The organism is Rhodoferax sp. OV413 (assembly GCF_900104385.1).
Classification (GTDB): domain Bacteria; phylum Pseudomonadota; class Gammaproteobacteria; order Burkholderiales; family Burkholderiaceae_C; genus Rhodoferax_B.
Genome location: NZ_FNJA01000001.1, coordinates 1593835 through 1611501 on the forward strand (window position 1 = coordinate 1593835; position 17667 = coordinate 1611501).

The 17667-nt window shown below is 63.5% G+C and carries 16 protein-coding genes; 8 read left to right on the top strand and 8 right to left on the bottom strand.

Going from position 1 to position 17667, the window contains the following annotated elements; all coding sequences use genetic code 11:
* Positions 1–54 precede the first annotated feature (54 nt).
* Positions 55–939: a M23 family metallopeptidase gene (locus BLT66_RS07330; protein ID WP_255406798.1), complete on the top strand. Its 885-nt coding sequence runs from the start codon at positions 55–57 to the stop codon at positions 937–939.
* A 61-nt stretch (positions 940–1000) separates the two neighbouring features.
* Here BLT66_RS07330 and BLT66_RS07335 read toward each other — a convergent pair whose 3' ends face one another.
* Together BLT66_RS07335 and BLT66_RS07340 are read right to left on the bottom strand one after the other, a co-directional pair.
* Complete coding sequence (locus BLT66_RS07335; RefSeq protein WP_092757057.1) at positions 1001–2722, bottom strand: phage tail sheath family protein; 1722 nt, start codon at positions 2720–2722, stop codon at positions 1001–1003.
* Between the two features lie 143 nt (positions 2723–2865).
* On the bottom strand, positions 2866–4230 hold the full coding sequence (locus BLT66_RS07340; protein WP_176954990.1) for a GGDEF domain-containing protein: 1365 nt from the start codon (positions 4228–4230) through the stop codon (positions 2866–2868).
* Positions 4231–4340: 110 nt separating this feature from the next.
* Between BLT66_RS07340 and BLT66_RS07345 the strand changes: the two genes are divergently transcribed.
* The 4 genes from BLT66_RS07345 (at position 4341) to BLT66_RS07360 (ending at position 8525) form a co-directional block, all read left to right on the top strand.
* Positions 4341–4799, top strand: coding sequence for a tellurite resistance TerB family protein (locus tag BLT66_RS07345; RefSeq protein WP_092756929.1), 459 nt, complete (start codon positions 4341–4343; stop codon positions 4797–4799).
* A gap of 444 nt (positions 4800–5243) precedes the next feature.
* A complete protein-coding gene (locus BLT66_RS07350) occupies positions 5244–6815 on the top strand; it encodes an EAL domain-containing protein (RefSeq protein WP_176954991.1) in 1572 nt (523 codons plus the stop codon).
* A gap of 127 nt (positions 6816–6942) precedes the next feature.
* Positions 6943–8169 carry a 6-phosphofructokinase gene (locus BLT66_RS07355; protein ID WP_092757058.1) on the top strand — a complete coding sequence of 409 codons (1227 nt, stop codon included), beginning with the start codon at positions 6943–6945 and terminating at the stop codon, positions 8167–8169.
* A gap of 128 nt (positions 8170–8297) precedes the next feature.
* Positions 8298–8525: a hypothetical protein gene (locus tag BLT66_RS07360; RefSeq protein WP_092756931.1), complete on the top strand. Its 228-nt coding sequence runs from the start codon at positions 8298–8300 to the stop codon at positions 8523–8525.
* Between the two features lie 17 nt (positions 8526–8542).
* On the opposite strand, the gene BLT66_RS07365 is transcribed toward BLT66_RS07360, so the two are convergent.
* The gene (locus BLT66_RS07365) at positions 8543–9160 is read right to left on the bottom strand and encodes a TetR/AcrR family transcriptional regulator (RefSeq protein ID WP_092756932.1); all 618 of its coding nucleotides are present in this window, start codon (positions 9158–9160) and stop codon (positions 8543–8545) included.
* Positions 9161–9289: 129 nt separating this feature from the next.
* Here BLT66_RS07365 and BLT66_RS07370 point away from each other — a divergent pair, with 129 nt between their 5' ends.
* From BLT66_RS07370 to BLT66_RS07380, 3 genes are all read left to right on the top strand, one after another.
* Positions 9290–9955, top strand: coding sequence for a DUF3313 domain-containing protein (locus tag BLT66_RS07370; RefSeq protein ID WP_092756933.1), 666 nt, complete (start codon positions 9290–9292; stop codon positions 9953–9955).
* A gap of 132 nt (positions 9956–10087) precedes the next feature.
* Positions 10088–10543: a hypothetical protein gene (locus BLT66_RS07375; RefSeq protein ID WP_092756934.1), complete on the top strand. Its 456-nt coding sequence runs from the start codon at positions 10088–10090 to the stop codon at positions 10541–10543.
* Positions 10540–11463 carry a DUF2145 domain-containing protein gene (locus BLT66_RS07380; RefSeq protein ID WP_369821579.1) on the top strand — a complete coding sequence of 308 codons (924 nt, stop codon included), beginning with the start codon at positions 10540–10542 and terminating at the stop codon, positions 11461–11463. Before BLT66_RS07375 ends, BLT66_RS07380 begins: the two co-directional genes overlap by 4 nt.
* Here BLT66_RS07380 and BLT66_RS07385 read toward each other — a convergent pair whose 3' ends face one another.
* The 5 genes from BLT66_RS07385 to BLT66_RS26950 all read right to left on the bottom strand — a co-directional run.
* Positions 11464–12609 (bottom strand): L-talarate/galactarate dehydratase, encoded by a 1146-nt coding sequence (locus BLT66_RS07385; protein WP_092756935.1) that lies wholly within the window; start codon positions 12607–12609, stop codon positions 11464–11466.
* Positions 12610–12670: 61 nt separating this feature from the next.
* Positions 12671–13630, bottom strand: coding sequence for a Bug family tripartite tricarboxylate transporter substrate binding protein (locus BLT66_RS07390; RefSeq protein ID WP_092756936.1), 960 nt, complete (start codon positions 13628–13630; stop codon positions 12671–12673).
* Positions 13631–13671: 41 nt separating this feature from the next.
* Positions 13672–14766, bottom strand: a complete 1095-nt coding sequence (locus BLT66_RS07395; protein ID WP_092756937.1) for a lactonase family protein — start codon at positions 14764–14766, stop codon at positions 13672–13674.
* 650 nt (positions 14767–15416) lie between these two features.
* Positions 15417–17291, bottom strand: a complete 1875-nt coding sequence (locus tag BLT66_RS27395) for a calcium-binding protein (RefSeq protein ID WP_092756938.1) — start codon at positions 17289–17291, stop codon at positions 15417–15419.
* 132 nt (positions 17292–17423) lie between these two features.
* Positions 17424–17667 (bottom strand): ATP-binding protein (locus tag BLT66_RS26950; RefSeq protein WP_218922566.1); only part of this gene is annotated, 244 nt, incomplete at its 5' end.

The following is a 17667-nucleotide window of genomic DNA, read 5'->3' on the forward strand; positions in this document are numbered from 1 at the left end:
CGAACCCGGTAACCCACCCGCCCATCCCCCAAACTAATGACAAGCCGATCGCCCATGACAACAGCCACTTCGTTCGCCTTCGGCAACCTGCCACTCACCCGCCGCACCACCCTGCTCGCCACCCTGGGCCTGCTGTCCACCCGCCTGCAGGCCGCCCCGCCAGCCCCTGCCGTCTGGCCGCACGCGCTGCAAGTGCCGGGCGGCGTGGCGCGTTTGTCGCTGGGGCCGGCGGCTGAACGGCCATTAGCCCACCTAACAACTACAACGGGCGATGTGCCCTTGCTGGTGCTCGGCGATGCCATCGAGTGGACGGCGCTGGTGGGGATTCCGCTGGCAGCGGCGCTGGGCCAGGCGTTCATCACGGTGCAGAGCGCCGATGGCGGCAGCCGGCAGGTGGCCTACACCGTGGGACCCAAGCAGTACCGCGAACAGCGGCTGACGGTGGCGCCGGGCACGGTGGACTTGTCGCCCGAGGACGAGGCCCGCTACGAGCGCGAGCGCGCGCATCTGGCGACCGTCACCACCACCTTCAGCGAACCGCTGCCGCAGGCGCTGCGCATGCAGGTGCCGGTGCCGGGGCGGCGCTCCAGTTCCTTCGGGTTGCGCCGGGTGTTCAACGGGCAGGCACGCAATCCGCACAGCGGCATGGACATCGCCGCCGCCACCGGCACGCCGGTACGCGCGCCGCTGGCCGGAAAGGTGATCGATACCGGCGACTATTTCTTCAACGGCAACACGGTCTGGCTGGACCACGGCGGCGGCCTGCTGAGCATGTTTTGCCACCTGAGCGCCATCAACGTGCAAACCGGCGATGTGTTGCATGCCGGCGAACGCCTGGGTGCGGTGGGCGCCACCGGCCGGGTGACGGGGCCGCATCTGCACTGGTCGGTCAGCCTGAACCGGGCGATGGTGGACCCGGCGCTGTTCATCCCGGCCTGAGACAGATCACTATCAAATCAATAGCTGCTTGTGCAATATCTACCTGCGCTAGCGGCCGATTTCACTTCAAAGTCCACTGGCCGATGCGGAACAGCATGAACTCCGCGGGCTGCAGCACGGCCACGCCGACCAGGCAGACCAGCTGCCCGGCATCCAGCTCGGCCTGGGTCATGGTGGTACGGTCGCAGCGCACGAAAAAAGCCTCTTCTGGCCGGCTACCGAGCAAGGCGCCGTCGCGCCAGGTTTGCAGCAGGAAGTCGCTGACCTGCTGGCGCACGCGGGCCCATAGCGGCTCGGCATTCGGCTCGAACACGGCCCAGACGGTACCTCGGGAGATGGAGGCCTGCAGGTAGTCGAGCAGGCGGCGGATCGGCACGTACTTCCATTCCGGGTCACTGCTGGCCAGGCGCGCGCCCCAGACCCGCAGGCCGCGGCCGGCAAAGCTGCGCAGGCAGTTCACGCCCAGGGGATTCAGCAGGTCTTGCTCGGTCTGGTCGATGTCGTATTCGCAGCGCAGCGCGCCAGCCACGGCCAGGTTGGTCGCGGCCTTGTGCACGCCCTGGGTGGCGTCACTGCGCGCGTACAGGCCGGCCACATGGCCGCAAGGCGGCACACTGATCTCGCGCGGCGCGGCGGCGGGCGCCAGCGGGTCGGCCACCACCAGCCAGGGGTAGTAGAGCGCGGCATGGCGGGAATCGATGCCCGCGCGCTGCTGCTGCACCCCGCCCAGGCTGAGCTGCGGCGCGCTGTCCAGCACCGCCATCTGCCAGCGGTTCGGCTGCTCCACATGGGCCAGCAGTGCGGCCTGGATGGCGGTCCGGTCAGGGTAGGCGCTGCTACCCGGCGTGGCGACGGTGGACACGTCGGGCACGGCCTGCAGCGCCGCCAGGGCTGCGTTGTAGCTGCCGCGGTTGCTGGTAGTACCGGCAATCGGTGCCAGGCCGTCCCGGCCACTTCGCAACAACAGCCGGCGCCAGGCAACGCCGTCGCCCGGCGCTGCGGCCAGCAATGGCAGAGCCCGCACGGCGGCCAGCAGCGCATAAGCGCTGACCTGCGGGCCGATGTCGGCCCACAGCGGCGCGGCGTCGGACTGCTGGGCCAGCACGCTACCCAGCCAACGCGGGTGCGCAGGCGCGAAGCCAAGCCGGCTCCACTGCACAACGCTGCCGTCGGCAGCGCTGGCTTGCAGCTCCAGCGTCAGCAGCTGCGCGGTGGCGCCCAGGTCGGACAGCGCCAGGGACTCGCCGGCAGCGTCCAGCCAGACCGCGCCGCTGCCCGCGTAGACGGTTTCCACGCCGTCGCGGTCCATGCTGATCAGGCTGCCGACCGGCGCGGCGGAGAGATCAATGGCGCGCACCGGCACGCCGACCACGCGCAGCCGCACCGGGCCGTTGCCGGCGGCGCCCACATGGCGTGCGCGCAACGTGGCGCGGCCGGCCCGGGCACTGGCGGCCAGCAGCACACCGGCGGCGGCGGTGGCATTGCGGGCGGTGCGCAGCACGACCAGGCAGCTGCCGCCATTGGCAAAGTAGGCGCGCACCGCATGGGCCATGAAGTGCAGCCGGTAAGCGGGGTCGCGCACATCGTTGAGCGCCAGCGCCTGCGGGCCGCCGTAGCTGCGCTCGAATTCGGCCAGGCTGTACAAGGGCGGCGACGCGACGCCCACCGGCCCCGAGCGCGTGGGGCCGATGAAGGCGGCGGTGCGGGTGGCCACGCCGACGATGGCGCGGCCGGACGGGCCGGCTTCTTCTACGTAGACACCGGGGCTGGGGTAGTTGGGCATGCGGTACTCCTGCCCGGCCATGGTGGCACAGCGGGGCGCGTGCAGCAAGCCCGGGGTGCCGCGGGCTTGCTGCTATTGTTTAGATAGCTGCTTTCGCAGGCAGAATATGCGCTACCGGCCCATTTTCATAAACAGGAGCGGTATCAGCCCACGGCCCGCACCTGGTTGCGGCCGTTTTCCTTGGCCTTGTACAAGGCCCGGTCGGCGTCGTGCAGCAGCTCCTGGAAGTTCTGGTAACCGGCCCCGGCCTGCCAGGTGGCGCAGCCGGCGCTGATGGACACGTTCTTGTCGGCAAACTTGGTGGGGATGTACAGCGCGGCCACGGCCAGCCGGGCTTTTTCGGCCACCCCCAGCGCCTGCTGCTGCGAGGTGTTGGGCAGCAGCAGCACGAACTCTTCGCCGCCGTAGCGGGCCACCATGTCGGCAGGCCGCTTGATGCTGCGGGCCAGCGCCTGGGCCACGCTGCGCAGGCAGGTGTCGCCCTGCAGATGGCCGAAGTGGTCGTTGTAGAGCTTGAAGTGGTCGATGTCCACCAGCACCACGGACAGCGGCTCGGCGCTGCGGTGGGCGCGCGGCCATTCCTTCTTGGCGGCCTCGTCAAAGCTGCCGCGGTTGTGCAGGCCAGTGAGCTTGTCGCGCGCCGAGGTGATCAGTAGCGACTCGTGCGACACCGCCAGCTCCTGGTAGAGCCGGGTGATCTGCAGGATCAGCGCCGTCAACAGGCTGGCGGACGAGACGATGCTGAGCAAACGCGCCGCATACCAGCCCAGGCTGTAGCGGGCCGAGGCCAGCAGGGTCAGCGACACATCGGCCAGAGCCGCCAGCAGCGCGATGAACAGGAACAGGCTGGTCACCTCGCGCCGCGAGCGGGTCAGCAGAATCAGCAGCACGGCGGCGGCGTTCAGCCCCCAGACCACCCAGCCGACCGGGCTGTGGCTCAGGCTGCTGAAGCTCTTGCCGGAGATCAGCACCGGCAGCACCTCCAGGCGGATCGCCAGAAAGGCCAACGCCAGTGCCGCCACGGGAACCAGCAGAAACACCAGCATGCCCTGCCAGGCGGTGATCCGGCGGCTCAGCTCTGCATGCCAGCCGGCATTCTTGGCCAGCATTGCCAGGCCCAGAAACACCGCAAAGCCGCCATGCCAAAACACCCACAGCCAGACCGCCGACTGCGTGTTCGCCCCCAGCAGGCCGGTGGGCGCAAACACGCCAGGGAACACCAGCAGCTGGATGGAGGCCATGAGCGCGACATACGCATAGCCACCCGCCAGGGGCACCAGGAAGAACTGGCGCGTCGCCATGAACTGCACCAGCAGCAGGTAGGCGGTCAGGCTCTCGGTCAGGGTGACGGTGGCGGCGAAGATCGGCAGGAAGGGCTGGACCACCGGCAGCGGCAGGCCCGCATACGGCATGGCCAGCACGGTCGCCAGAACGATGACCAGGGCGAGCAAGGTGGCCAGCGACTTCTGCCGGGCGGTGGCTAAGGTGTTGTGTAAAGCTTCAGGCATGGAGTGGGACGGCAGGGCACTGCAAGAATTGTGCATCGCCTCGGTAAACGCCTGGAACCAAGATCTACGGCCCGCGCTCCTACCGCCCGATTCCTTTACCGCCAATCCCTATGCTGCACGCACTGAAAGAGTTTTTTGACCACCTGACGACATCCGAACCGGAGCTGGCCCCGGCCCAACAAGTGCAGTTGGCCACCGCCGTGCTGCTGGTCGAGGTGATGCGGGCCGATGCCGGCAAAACGCAGGCAGAACGACAGGCCGTGCTGGCGCTGCTGCAACAGCGCTTTGCCCTGCAAGGCCCGGCCCTGGCCCAACTGGTGGCCCAGGCCGAGCAATCGGCCGAGCAGGCCTACGACTACCACCGCTTCACCGCCAGCATCAACGACCACTGCAGCCAGCCGCAGAAGCTGGAGATCATCGAATCCATGTGGCAGGTGGCCTATGCCGACGCGCAGCTGGGCGCACACGAGCACCAGGTGATCAGCAAGATCGCCGACCTGCTGTATGTAACGCATGGCGAGTACATAGGCGCCAAGATGCGGGCCAAGGAAGCCGCGGGCCTGGTGTAAAGCCGGGTGGCTCATTCCGCACCCTAGTGGCTCAGTGAAAACCGTAGCCACGCACCGGCGGCGGCGGCGCAAGCGGTCTGCTGTCGGCGTGTTACGGCGACTAAGGCACTACATTTTTAATAGCTGGTAGCGCTCATTCCACCTGCGCTAGCGCCCCTACACGCCAATAGGGTGCATGCGGCAGCGAAAGTAAATTTCAATCTGTTTGCAGCATGCAACAATCTGCAACAGAAATTCCCCCATAATTTCCCCCTGCTTGGCGCAAACCCGGTGGACTTCGCCACGGTTTTTGTAGCTGTCTGTGACATGGCCCGTTTTTAGGAAACAACACATGCAGGGGTGGTGGTATTCAACCGGTTCCAATCCATGCAATGCCTGCTCCGCAGGCCGGTGCCTGGACGCATGCGGACGGTAAAGCGAAGCCTCGCTGCTCCACGCTGGCCCATGTTCCTGAGCCACAACCTGGGCCGCTATCCACGCACCGTGGGCTGGGCCTGCGGCTACGCCTTGGCCCTGGCCATCGCCGCGGCGATTTTTCTGGTCACCCTGCAACTCAAGCTCCAGGAAACCGATGCCGGCCACGCGCGCGTGCTGCGCGACATGCAGGCCGTGCAAACCGATGTCAGCCTGCTGCTGGGTGAGCTGAACCAGGGCCAGTTGCCCGAGTGCACCCCCGAGAACCTGAACCGGCTGCGCAGCCTGCTGTTTGGCCACCGCCATGCGCGCGGCATCGGCCTGCTGGACGCGCAAAAGCGGCTGTTCTGCACCACCGAGATGGGCCTGCTGCAGACGCCCTACACCCCCAAAGAAAAAGGCATAGACGGCTCCATCGGGCGCTACTACCGCAGCACGCCCCTGCCCCTGGCCTATGGCACGGTCATCACCACCATGGTCGAGCGCGGGCCGTTCCAGGTGGCGATGGAGCCCAACGCCACGCTGGACGCTTTCAGGCAGCATACCGACGCCGTCTGGGCTGGCCGGCCCAGCCAGCGGACCCAGATCTTCCACGGACCGCGCAGCGCGCTGACCGATAAGCCGCTCAACCCCGACGCGCCCCATCTGCGGCTGGACTGGCGCCAGGCCGTCCTGCTGGTCACCACCACCGCACCCGGCGTCAGCCCGGTGTCGGTGCAGTCGGTGCTGCAGCTGCCCGACCTGTACCGCGACCATCTGGCGGTGCTGGCCGGCGCGTTGGCGCTGTGTGCGTTGCTGGGCTACCTGGTCAGCGACGCGGTAGCCCGGCGCTGCCGGCATTTCCAGTCCATAGACCACCGCATCCACTACCTGTGCCAGCCGGCCAATGTGGTCTGCCACTACCAGCCTATCCTGGAGCTGGCCAGCGGCCGCACCGTGGGCTGCGAGGTACTGGCCCGGCTGCACGACGGCGCCCAACTGGTCTACCCCGACCAGTTCATCCCGGCCCTGGTGAAACAAGGCCTGGCCTGGAGCTTCGACGCCGCCGTCAGCGCCCATGCGCTGCAGGAGCTGGGCGCCGCCCTGCCCGCCCAGACCGACTTCAAGGTGGCGCTGAACTTCTTTCCGCAGAACCTGCAACGCGACGCCATCGACACCCACCTGCGCGCCGCCGTACAGGCCACCGGGCGCAGCGACCTGCAGATCGAGCTGGAAGTCACCGAGTACAACTTCTCGCCCGAGATCGTGCCCGAGCTACGCCGCCTGAAGGCCGACGGCTACTTCATCTCGATCGACGACTTCGGCACCGGCTACTCGAACCTGGGCATGGTGAAGCGGGTCGCGCCCGACTTCCTGAAGATCGACAAGTCGTTTGTGTTCGAGATGGAAGACGCCACCCTGCGCTCCAGCCTGATCCCCGAGATCATCGCCATCGCCAAGGCCGTGGACAGCCAGGTGGTGGCCGAGGGCATTGAAACCGCCGCCCAGGCCAGCCAGCTGCGTGCGCTGGGCGTGCAATACGGCCAGGGCTACCACTTCGCCAAACCCATGCCACTGGCCGAGTTTCTGCGCTACCTGGAAACCCATAGTCCCCAGGGCTAGGCGCGGCGGCCTCCTTTCGCCACAATGGCCTGGCCCCATCCTCCCACCGCCCAGGAGACACGATGAAAACCCAAGCCCTTCTTGATGCGATGTGTGCCGCCCCGGCCATGCCCCGGCAGGTGGCACCATGAGCGCCGGCGGCGACAAGATACTGGTGGCCCAGGGCGGTGGCCCGACGGCGGTGATCAACCAGTCGCTGGTCGGCGTGGCGCTGGAGGCCCGGCGCTTTGCCCAGGTCGCGCATGTCTACGGGGCGCGCCACGGCGTGCGCGGCATCGTCGACGAGGATTTTGTCGACCTCTCGCAGGAGACCAGCCACAACCTGGAACTGGTGGCCAACACGCCGTCTTCGGCCCTGGGCTCGACGCGCGACAAACCCGACGTGCGCTACTGCCAGGAGATCTTCAAGGTCTTGCAGGCGCACCAGATCGGGCATTTTCTGTACATCGGCGGCAACGACTCGTCGGACACGGTGCGCATCGTCAGCCTGGAGGCGCAGAAAGCCGGCTACCCGCTGCGCTGCCTGCACATCCCCAAGACCATAGACAACGACCTGGTGGGTAACGACCATACGCCGGGCTTCCCCTCGGCCGCGCGCTTTGTGGCCCAGGCGTTTGCCGGTGCCAACCTGGACAACGCCGCCCTGCCCGGCGTATATGTAGGCGTGGTCATGGGCCGGCATGCGGGCTTCTTGACGGCGGCCTCGGTGCTGGGCAAGAAGTTTCCCGACGACGGCCCGCACCTGGTTTACCTGCCCGAGCGCACCTTTGTGCTCACGCAGTTTCTGGCCGAGGTCAAAGAGGCCTACGCGCGTTTCGGTCGCTGCGTGATCGCCGTGTCCGAAGGCATACACGATGCTTCCGGAACGCCCATCGCCAGCCTGCTGGCCAAGAACCTGGAGCACGATGCCCACGGCAATGTGCAGCTCTCGGGCAATGGCGCGCTGGCCGACCTGCTGTGCGAAGAAATCAAGTCCCAGCTGAAGATCAAACGGGTGCGCGGCGATACCTTTGGCTACCTGCAACGCTCATTCAGCGGCTGCGTATCCGACGTGGACCAGCGCGAAGCACGTGAGGTCGGCGAGAAAGCTGTGCAGTTTGCGCTGCGCGGCGCGGGCGATGGCTCGGTGGCCATCCAGCGCACCGGCGCCTATGCGGTGGACTACGCGCTGCTGCCGCTCGACGCCGTAGCCGGCAAGACACGGGTGATGGAAGACGCCTTCATCACGCCCAACGGAACCGGCGTGACCGATGCATTCCACGCCTACCTGCGCCCGCTGCTGGGCACCGGCCTGCCCGACGCCTTCCGGTTGCGCCACCATCCGGTGGCCAAGCTGCTGCGGCCTGGTAGTTGAGGCGCCAGGCCATTGCTATAGAATAAATAGCACTCTGCGCAGATATTGATTGCGCCAGCGGCCTTTTTTATCCACAACTTGCGGGCGCACCGCGCCAGCAAGCAACATCTTCAGAACCTGGGACACACATGGCAATTCAGCGGGGCCTCTTCTTTTCACGCAGCGTGGCACTGGACAGTGGGCACGAAATCACCGTCACCTTGCGGCGCAGCGACCAGTTCGAGATCGACACCATCGACCTGGAAACAACCGGGCTGGACGATGTGGAACAGCCGGGTGGCGGCCCGTATGCCAGCGAAGCCCTGGCTCTGCTGGCGGCCAAAGCGATTGCCGAAAGGATGCTGGAGCCCACGTAACGCGGCTTACCGCCGGCCTAGCGGGGTGCCGCGCCCAGCAGGAACATGTCGACCGCGCGCTCGACCATCTTGCGGATCTGCGGTCGCGACACAGGTGGCGGGTCGCGCTGGTAGAGCCGGGGCTCGACCTCGGCCGATACCAGCCCCAGAAAGTACGCGGCCATGATTTCGGGCGGTGCTGCCCGCAGTTCACCGCGCTGCATGGCCTTTTCCAGCAGCTTGCCAAGTGCAGCCACGCATTCGCCCGGGCCGGCCTTGTAAAACAGCTCCCCCACCTCGGACCGACCGGCCTCGGCCACCACCATGCGGTACACCGCCAGGGCGATGGCGCTGTCGGTCATGACTTCCAGCATGGTTTCACCAAAGTTCTGCAAGCTGGTCACGAGCCGCTCATCGTGTTCCGTGTTTGTCTGCAAATCGGCAACCGCCTTGGACAAGTGGGAGGTGGACGAAGCCCGGATGACGGCATCGAACAAGGCCTCCTTCGAGGGGAAGTAGCGGTACAGAGTGGCTTTCGAGCCCTGCAGCCGATTTGCCAGCTCGTTCATCGACGCGCCCTCGTAGCCAAACTCTTGGAACAGCTTGCTCGCGGCCTCCACGATGGCTTCGCGTCGCACCTCAGTCAGCACTTTCATGGCGTTTCATTCCTTTACGAAACCCAAGTGTACTTTTTTGTTGACGCGCCATCGTTTTCATCTATAGTGGTACCGTACGGTTTCGTTTCTCTGCAAAACCGGGTATCTGTGCATGATTAACCAAGGAAAATGATGAGAACTTTGAAAACCCTGTCGCTGCTGGCAGCCATCGGCGGCCTGCTGCTAGTGACTGGCTGCGCCAGCACACGGCCCACGCCCTACTCGGGCCTGGCCTCGTCGTCCCAGCTGCGCCCCAACCCCGAAGACCCATCCGGCCGGGTGCCGTACCAATATGCCGCCAGCGTGAAGTGGCGGGAATATTCCAGCGTGGTGCTGGAGCCGGTCGAAATCTACAGCGGAGCGGACGCGCAGTTCGAAGATATCTCTGCGCAAGAAAAAGAAGCCCTGGCCCAGTACATGGACGCACATTTCCAGAAGGCTTTGGCAGGCCGGTTTACGCTGGTGAATGCACCCAGCCCCAAAGCCTTGCGCGTCAGAGTAACGCTGACCGGCGCCAAATCCAACACCCGCTTTCTGAGCACCTTCTTGCGGTTCGACATCGGCGGCGGCCCCTACAACGCAGTGCAAGCCGCCCGCGGCGAAGAAGGCTTGCTGACCGGCTCGGTCAGTTATGCCGTCGAAATCTTCGACGCATCGAACAACCGCCTGCTGAACGCCTATGTGGCCAAGCAATTCCCGAACGCCTGGAATATCGGGGCGACCATGGGGCGCATGGATGCGTCCAAGGTCGGCATCGATAAAGCGGCAGAGGATCTGCTTGCGCGGCTGAACTAAGCCTAAGACCTTGGCTCCTAGCCGCATCCCCTTTGGCATACTTATGCAATCGGTTTCCACAAGGGCTAGGCCCTTGGCATTGTTGCAGCGCGATCCCGCCAACCCTCTTTATCCGTTAACAAGGAACACAGCATGAAATTATCCGTAGCCCTGCAACGCGCCAGTCTTGTCTTGGCGCTGGTCGCTGCCGTCAACGCGCACGCCGACAGCTTTGCCTCTTCGGCATCCAGCGCAGGCTCTGCGTCCAGCGGCAGCGTGTCCGATTCCCTGCACGGCTCCAGCAAAAGTTCGACCCGTGACGACAAGGTTGCAGATGGCGACTACCGCATCATCGACGTGGCCGATGTGCCCGAACGCGCTGGCTTCGTCCGCGTTGCGTTGCAAGCCGATGGTCCGGATCAGCGCATAGCGTTGGACCTGCCACGTGCGGTGTTTGCAAAGCAACAGCTGGAGCGTGGCGACCTGGTGCACGCACAGCGCCGGGTGTACGGCTACGAGTTTTCGCGCGGCGACACGCGCGAGGCGTTCTACCTGGTCATGGCAGACGACTGGTACGGAGAACTCGCCGCACGGCCGCTGAGCCTGTGAGCATCCGCAGCAGCTGGGTGCTGCTGGCTCTTATTGCGGCGGGTGCGGCGCAGGCCGGGTCGGCTTCGGGTGGGTCATCGGCCTCGTCGCGGTTTTGCGACCGCCAGCAGCCGCTGACGGCCAGCCAGCAAGACCGCGTGTTGCGCTTTGCCGCTGTGGTGCGCGAGGAGCTGGCTGCGGCGGGCGACGACGACGGCGCGGTGCTGATCAGCCGCTCGGGCCTGGATCTGTCGCGCTTTCGCATCCGCTATTCGCACGCCGCCATCGCGTGGCGCAGCGAGGCTGGCGAGTGGTCCGCCCGCCAGCTCTACTACGCCTGCGACGAATCGCGCCCACGCATTTACGACCAAGGCCTGGCCGGCTTTGCGATGGGCATCGACGACCCGGGGCTCGGCTATATCTCGATGGTGCGGCTGCCGGCGCCAGCCGCCCAGGCCTTGCGGCAAGGTTCACAAGACACCTCTCTGGCGCTGCACTTGCTGGCGGCGAACTACAGCGCAAACGCCTATGCGTACAGCCTGCGCTACCAAAACTGCAACCAGTGGCTGGTGGAGTTATTCGCCGCAGCCATGGGCCAGTTGGCCGACGGTGACGATGTGCGCCAGCGTGCCCAGCGCTGGCTGCGCCAGGCGGGTTATGCACCCGAGCCTGTGCACGTAGGCTCGCATGCGCTGATGTTCGCGGCCAACTTTGTGCCTTTGCTGCATCTGGACGACCACCCGGAGGACGACCGCTTTGCGATGAAGCTGAAGATCAGCCTGCCGTCGACCATTGAAACCTTCATGCAAGAACAGCTACCCGGCAGCGAACGCATTGAGCTGTGCCACGACGGCCGGCAAGTGGTTGTGCACCGCGGTTGGACGCCTATCGCCGACGGCTGCCGACCCAGCGCCGGCGACAGGGTTGTGCCCCTGGACTAGTCAGTGGCGCCGGCCGATCTCGGCTTCTTCGCGGGTCCAATGCTGGACTTGCTCGCTCAGGCTCAAGCCCAGGCCGGGCCGCGTGGGCACCAGCATGCGGCCGTCCTTGATTTCCAGCCGCTCGTTGAACAGCGGCTCCAGCCAGTCGAAATGCTCGACCCAGGGTTCTGTTGCATAGACAGCCGCCAGATGCACATGCAATTCCATCGCAAAGTGCGGCCCCAGGTTCAAGCCCGCCTGCTCGGCCTGACCGGCGATCTTCAGGAACGGTGTAATGCCGCCTACGCGCGGTGCGTCGGGCATTAAATAATCGGCGGCGCGGTGGCGGATCAGCTCGCCGTGTTCGGCGGCGCTGGTCAGCATCTCTCCGGTGGCGATGGCGGTGTCGAACTGCGCAGCCAGTGCCGCGTGGCCTTCGAAGTCATAGGCATCCAAGGGCTCTTCGATCCACACCAGATTGAACTGCTCGAAGATGCGGCACATGCGCTGCGCTGTAGGCCGGTCCCATTGCTGGTTGGCGTCGACCATCAGCGGCATGTCGTCGCCCAGATGTTTGCGCACGGCTTCCACGCGCCGGATGTCCAGCGCACGGTCGGGCTGGCCTACCTTGAGCTTGATGCCGCCAATACCGCGCTCGCGCGATGCGGCAGCGTTCACCAGCAGTTGATCCAATGGCGTGTGCAAAAAGCCGCCCGAGGTGTTGTAGCACTGCACCGAATCACGCTGCGAACCCAACAGCTTGGACAGCGACAAACCGGCGCGCCGGGCCTTCAGGTCGTACAAAGCCACGTCGAATGCACCGATTGCCTGCACCGCCATGCCGCTGCGCCCCACCGAGGCGCCGGCCCAGCACAGCTTGGTCCACAGCCTGGAGATGTCGCTCGGGTCTTCGCCGATCAGCGCCGGGGCCACCTCTTTGGCGTGGGCAAACTGCCCGGGGCCGCCCGCCCGCTTCGAGTAGCTGAAACCCAGGCCGCGGTGGCCGTCCTTGGTTTCAATTTCCACGAACAGCATGGCGATCTCGGTCATCGGCTTCTGGCGCCCGGTGAGCACTTTGGCGTCGCTGATCGGGTTGGCCAACGGCAGATAACAGGAGGCGATGCGGACCCAGGTGATGCTGTCTCCGACGGTAGAAGTCTCGGGCATGAAGAAGGTCTTTCCGGCGCGTGCGCTCAGTCGAAGAAGGGGGCGGGCAACAGGGCTGTGCTTACTCGATGGAAATCTTGCCGGTTTCGATCACCTTCTTCCAGCGCGCATATTCGGCTTGCTGGAAGGCGGCGAACTGGGCCGGTGTATTGGCCACCATCTCGAAACCGATGGAAGTGAACTGCTCCTTCACCTTCGGGTCGTTCAGCGCTTCCACAAAAGCGGCATGGGCTTTTTCAAGCACGGCAGGCGGCAGGCCCTTGGGCGCGACGATGGCCTGCCAGGAGGCCACTTCCACATTCTTCACACCGGCTTCGGCCAGGGTGGGAACATCGGGCAACACGGGCGAGCGCTTCGGGCTGGTGATGGCCAAGGCGCGCATCTTGCCGCCCTTGATGTACTGGGCGACCGAATTGATGTTCTGGAACGAGGCATCCACCTGCCCACCCATGATGTCCGTGTGGGCAGGGGCGCCGCCTTTGTACGGCACGTGGATGCCCGTGGTACCGGTTTGTTGCCAGAACAGCTCGGCGGTAAGGTGGTCGCTGGAGCCATTGCCTGCAGAGGCAAAGGTCATCTTGCCGGGGTTGGCCTTCTCGAAGGCAATCACGTCGGCCACGCTTTTGTGCGGCGAGCTGGTGGGCACCACCAACACATTGGCCGATTGCACCGCCACGGTCACCAAGTCAAAGTCCTTCAGCGGGTCGTATTGCATGCCCTTCAACAGATGCGGCACGATGACCAGCGGGCCCAGCGACGTCACCAGAAAGGTGTAGCCATCGGGTGCGGCGCGCTTCACGAACGTGGCTCCAATGGTGCCCGTGGCGCCGGCTTTGTTGTCGATCAGGAACGACTGCTTGAACTTATCGGTCAGCTTGGGGCCTACCGCACGCGCCACCTGGTCCGTAGAACCTCCGGGCGGGAACGGCACCACCAAGGTCACCGATTTATCTGGCCAAGTCTGCGCATTGACAGCCAAAGCGGCCAGGCACAGGGAAATGGAGGTCAGGATCTTCTTCATACGATGTCTCTTTAGGTAGTGAAAGTGAAAGCCGCAAACGATCAGGGCAGATCGACGATCTCGATCCAGTTCGGGTTCTTGCCCACCGCCAAACGGTTCGGCGTACCAAGAGCGCCGCTGGCGGCGTCGATGGCATGCACCGACACGCTGTGCGAGTCCTGCCCAGCGGCCACCAGGAAGCGGCCGGTTGAATCAATGGCAAAGCCACGCGGGGTCTTTTCTGTGGCGGTCTGGCCCAAGGGCTGCAACAGCCCGCTGCTGGCGTCGACGCGGAAAGCCGAGATCGTGCTGGAGGTGCGCTCAGACGCGTAAAGGAACTTGCCATCCGGCGTCAGGTGCATATCGGCCGCCCAGGGCTTGCCGGTGAAGCCGCTGGGCAGCGTCGTGGTGCGCTGCAACTCGCGCAAGCTGCCGCGGGCAGCATCCCACGCGTACACGTAGAGCGAGGCATCGACCTCGTTGATCAGGTACAGAAAGCGCTGTGCCTTGTCCCATATGAAATGGCGCGCCCCCGACTTGGGCGCTGCCGAAACCAATGCCGGGTCATTGGGCGTGAGCAGCCCCTTCTCCGCATCGAAACGCCAGATCGACAGGTTGTCGCCACCCAGACTGCTGGCCAATACAAACCGGTTGTTTGCATCGGCGTGGATGGCATGCGCATTGGGGGCCGTGGGCAGCAACTGCTGCACAGCACCTACCGCTCCATCCTTGCCAATGCTGTTGACTGTGATCTTGTGGCCGGGATAAGACGCGGCAAACAACCAACGTCCGGTGGCATCCAGGTCGATGTTGGCCATGCTGTCGGCCAGCGGTGCTTCACCCAGTTTACGCAGACGACCGTTGGCGGCGTCGATAGCAAAACTGGTGACCCGGTAGGGCTGCGAGCGCAGCGCAGCGTACAAGAAGCGCTTGTCTTGGCTTACCACCATGGGCATGACGGTGCCAGCCACAGGCACAGTCTCCACGGTTTTGACGATGCCTTGGCCTCTGTCCAGCTCCAGCACCGAAATATCCTGGCTGTCGGCGTTGGAGACATACACAAACGTCGCAGCCTGGACGCTGCCCATAGCGAGCAGCCATGCCGACGTTGCCACGATAGAACGGGCCGCTCGGGCGGGCCTGGTAGACACATGCATAAACCGTCTCCTTTTTTGAGTGACTTGTCAGTCAAAGATTTTTATTGTTATACGTTGTCATACAACATCGTCATTATTTCCAAAAAGAAATCAACGTGTCAATCCTTCAAACCCTGTGTGGTGACAAGGGAAACCACGCCTCTGAGACGAGAAAATTGCACTGGCCAGCTTTCAGGTGGGCGAATGACTGTCACCTCATGTCATACGACGACTGATAAATTAATGCAAATTAAATAGCAATAACTTGCATTGGCGCTGCAGAGCGACAGGAAATCGCACCTGACTGCCAGCAAGACCGCCAAGGGATTCAATAGGCAGAAGTCGACACCACCCACCCGCAACACAGTCGTAAGCCGTTGATTAAAAATATTTTTTCTTTGGAAATGAGATCTTCTCCAGCCAGATAGGCCGTGGATTTGCGTGAAGGGGAACGCGGCGCGGTGGTTGTTGCAGAACGCCACTTAACATTGAAGTCTAGGGCCTCGTAACCCTTTGATTTGGAAAGCTCTCTATTAGCCCCCCGCACTTAATCATTCAATCGGCGTGCCACTTAACGTTCGATCCTGCCGGTTTTCAGCCACTCAACATTCACTATTTCCGAAGTGCAGACATTCGCGCTTATCAAGAGGCGCTAATGTCTGTCTTTAGCTCTACTGCCAGTTCGCCGCAATCACGGGATTCAGCGTAGTGGCATAGTTGGCCGCCAGCGTGGTCTGCCCCGCAGCCGGTGGCGAGAATGCCGCCATTGCATCGACCAGGTTCTGCACCTGGCTGTCGAGCAAGGTCTTGCCATCACTGGTCTTGAACTGCTCCACGTGGTACTGGCTATCTGCGTACCAGTTTTGAATGCTGAATTTGTCACCCGTACCAATGATGCTCACATCCAGATTGTTGCCAGACTGGGTAAACCACAACTGATCGGCAGCAATGCCGGCATCAAACAACGCCACGTCGCTATTACCCGCGGTGACATCGCTTTCAGAGATCGTGTCTGATCCGTTACCACGGGCTAACAAATAAGTGTCGTTACCCATACCGCCGGACAAGATGTCATTGCCCATTCCACCGCTCAGCATGTCATCGCCAGCATAGCCTTGGATAGTGTCATCGCCCTCCGTGGAAATCAAAACCTGACTTTTCATGTCCGCCACTGTCCACACCGTGCTTGTTGCGTCGGTGAAGCGGATCTCTTCCACCTGATTGCCATTGGTGGCATCTGCGCCAAAGTAGCCCTCTACCCGCAACTGATCGAGCGTGCCGTTGATCTTCAATACGAGTGCATCACCGTCGCGGGCCACCGCAACGTCAGTCGCCGCCACTCCAGCTTTGAAGACGATCACGTCTAGGTTGCCTTCCGTCAAGTCATAGTCGTACACGCTGTCGACGCCGTCACCCCGGCCAAACAAGTAGGTGTCATTGCCCGCTTCGCCCAACAAGGAATCGGCACCTGCGCCGCCGTTGAACGTATCGTTGCCGGCGCCACCGTACAGTCCGTCGTTGCCAGCGCCACCATAGAGGCTGTCGTCGTCCTCTCCCCCGTAAAGGGTGTCGTTGCCAGCGCCGCCGTTCAGTACGTCATTGCCGCTGTCGCCGCTGAGGGTGTCATTGTCATTGCCGCCGTTCAGCGTGTCATTGCCGTCTCGACCGTACAAGGTGTCATTGCCTTCGCCTCCGTCCAAGGTGTCGGTGGTGGCGTAGCCCGTCAAAATATCATCTCCCAGGGTGCTCGCCAGTACTTTAGTCTTGAGGTCGGCCACCGTCCAAACCGTGCTTGTTGCGTCAGTGAAACGGATCTCTTCCACTTGGTAGCCGTCGGTACCATCGGCTCCAAAGTACCCCTCCAACCGCAGTTGGTCTGGCGTACCGCTGATCTTTAACACAAGTGCCTCACCGTCACGGGTAGCTGCAACGTCCGTCGCCGCGACTCCGGCTTTGAAGACGATCGCGTCTACGTTGCCTTCCGTCAGGTCATAGTCGTACACGCTGTCGACGCCGTCACCCCGGCCGAACAAATAGGTGTCGTTGCCCGTTTCGCCTGATAGGTAGTCAGCACCATTACCGCCGTTGAAGGTGTCGTTACCTGCGCCACCCGTCAAGCCATCATTGCCTGCATCGCCATTGAGACTGTCGTCGCCCTCGCCCCCGAAAAGGGTGTCGTTGCCTGCGCCACCATTCAGTAGGTCATCGCCGGTTTCACCGCTGAGGGTGTCGTTATCGTTGCCGCCGTTCAATGTGTCATTGCCGTCTCGGCCGGACAGGTTGTCGTTGCCGTCGCCCCCATCCAAGGTGTCGGCAGCAGCGTAGCCCGTTAAGACATCGTCACCGGTGGTGCTGAGCAGCACCTTCGTTCTCATCTCCGTCGTGGTCCATACCGTGCTCGGCGAATCGGTGAAACGAATCTCTTCCACTTGGTTGCCGTCGGTACCATCAGCTCCAAAGTAAGCTTCCAACCGCAGTTGATCGGGCGTACCGCTGATCTTCAACACGAGTGCATCGCCGTCGCGGGTAGCTGCAACGTCGGTCACTGCAACCCCGGTCTTGAAGACAATCTTGTCCTAGTTGCCTTCGTGTTAGAGCCGATCCAATCTTGACCACCAGTGCCAATCGAATATTGACCAGGGGCTAGAGCGGCCTCCGTGAAGGCCAACTGTGAATAACTATAGGCCGTCTGCCTCGGTTGGGCCTCCTTTTCTTGCATTGGTTTGGTCTGTTCCCGAGCCGTCAGGCGAGGCCCCCTCCGCGTTTTCGACGGACTGGCCAGCCGCCACCTTCCGGCTTTGTTCCCGCGTTTTGATCCGCCCCTTGGCTTCGTGCGTGCTGTGCCGGAACCGGTAGGACTCGTTGCCCGTTTCGATGATGTGGCAGTGGTGAGTCAGCCGGTCAAGCAAGGCTGTCGTCATC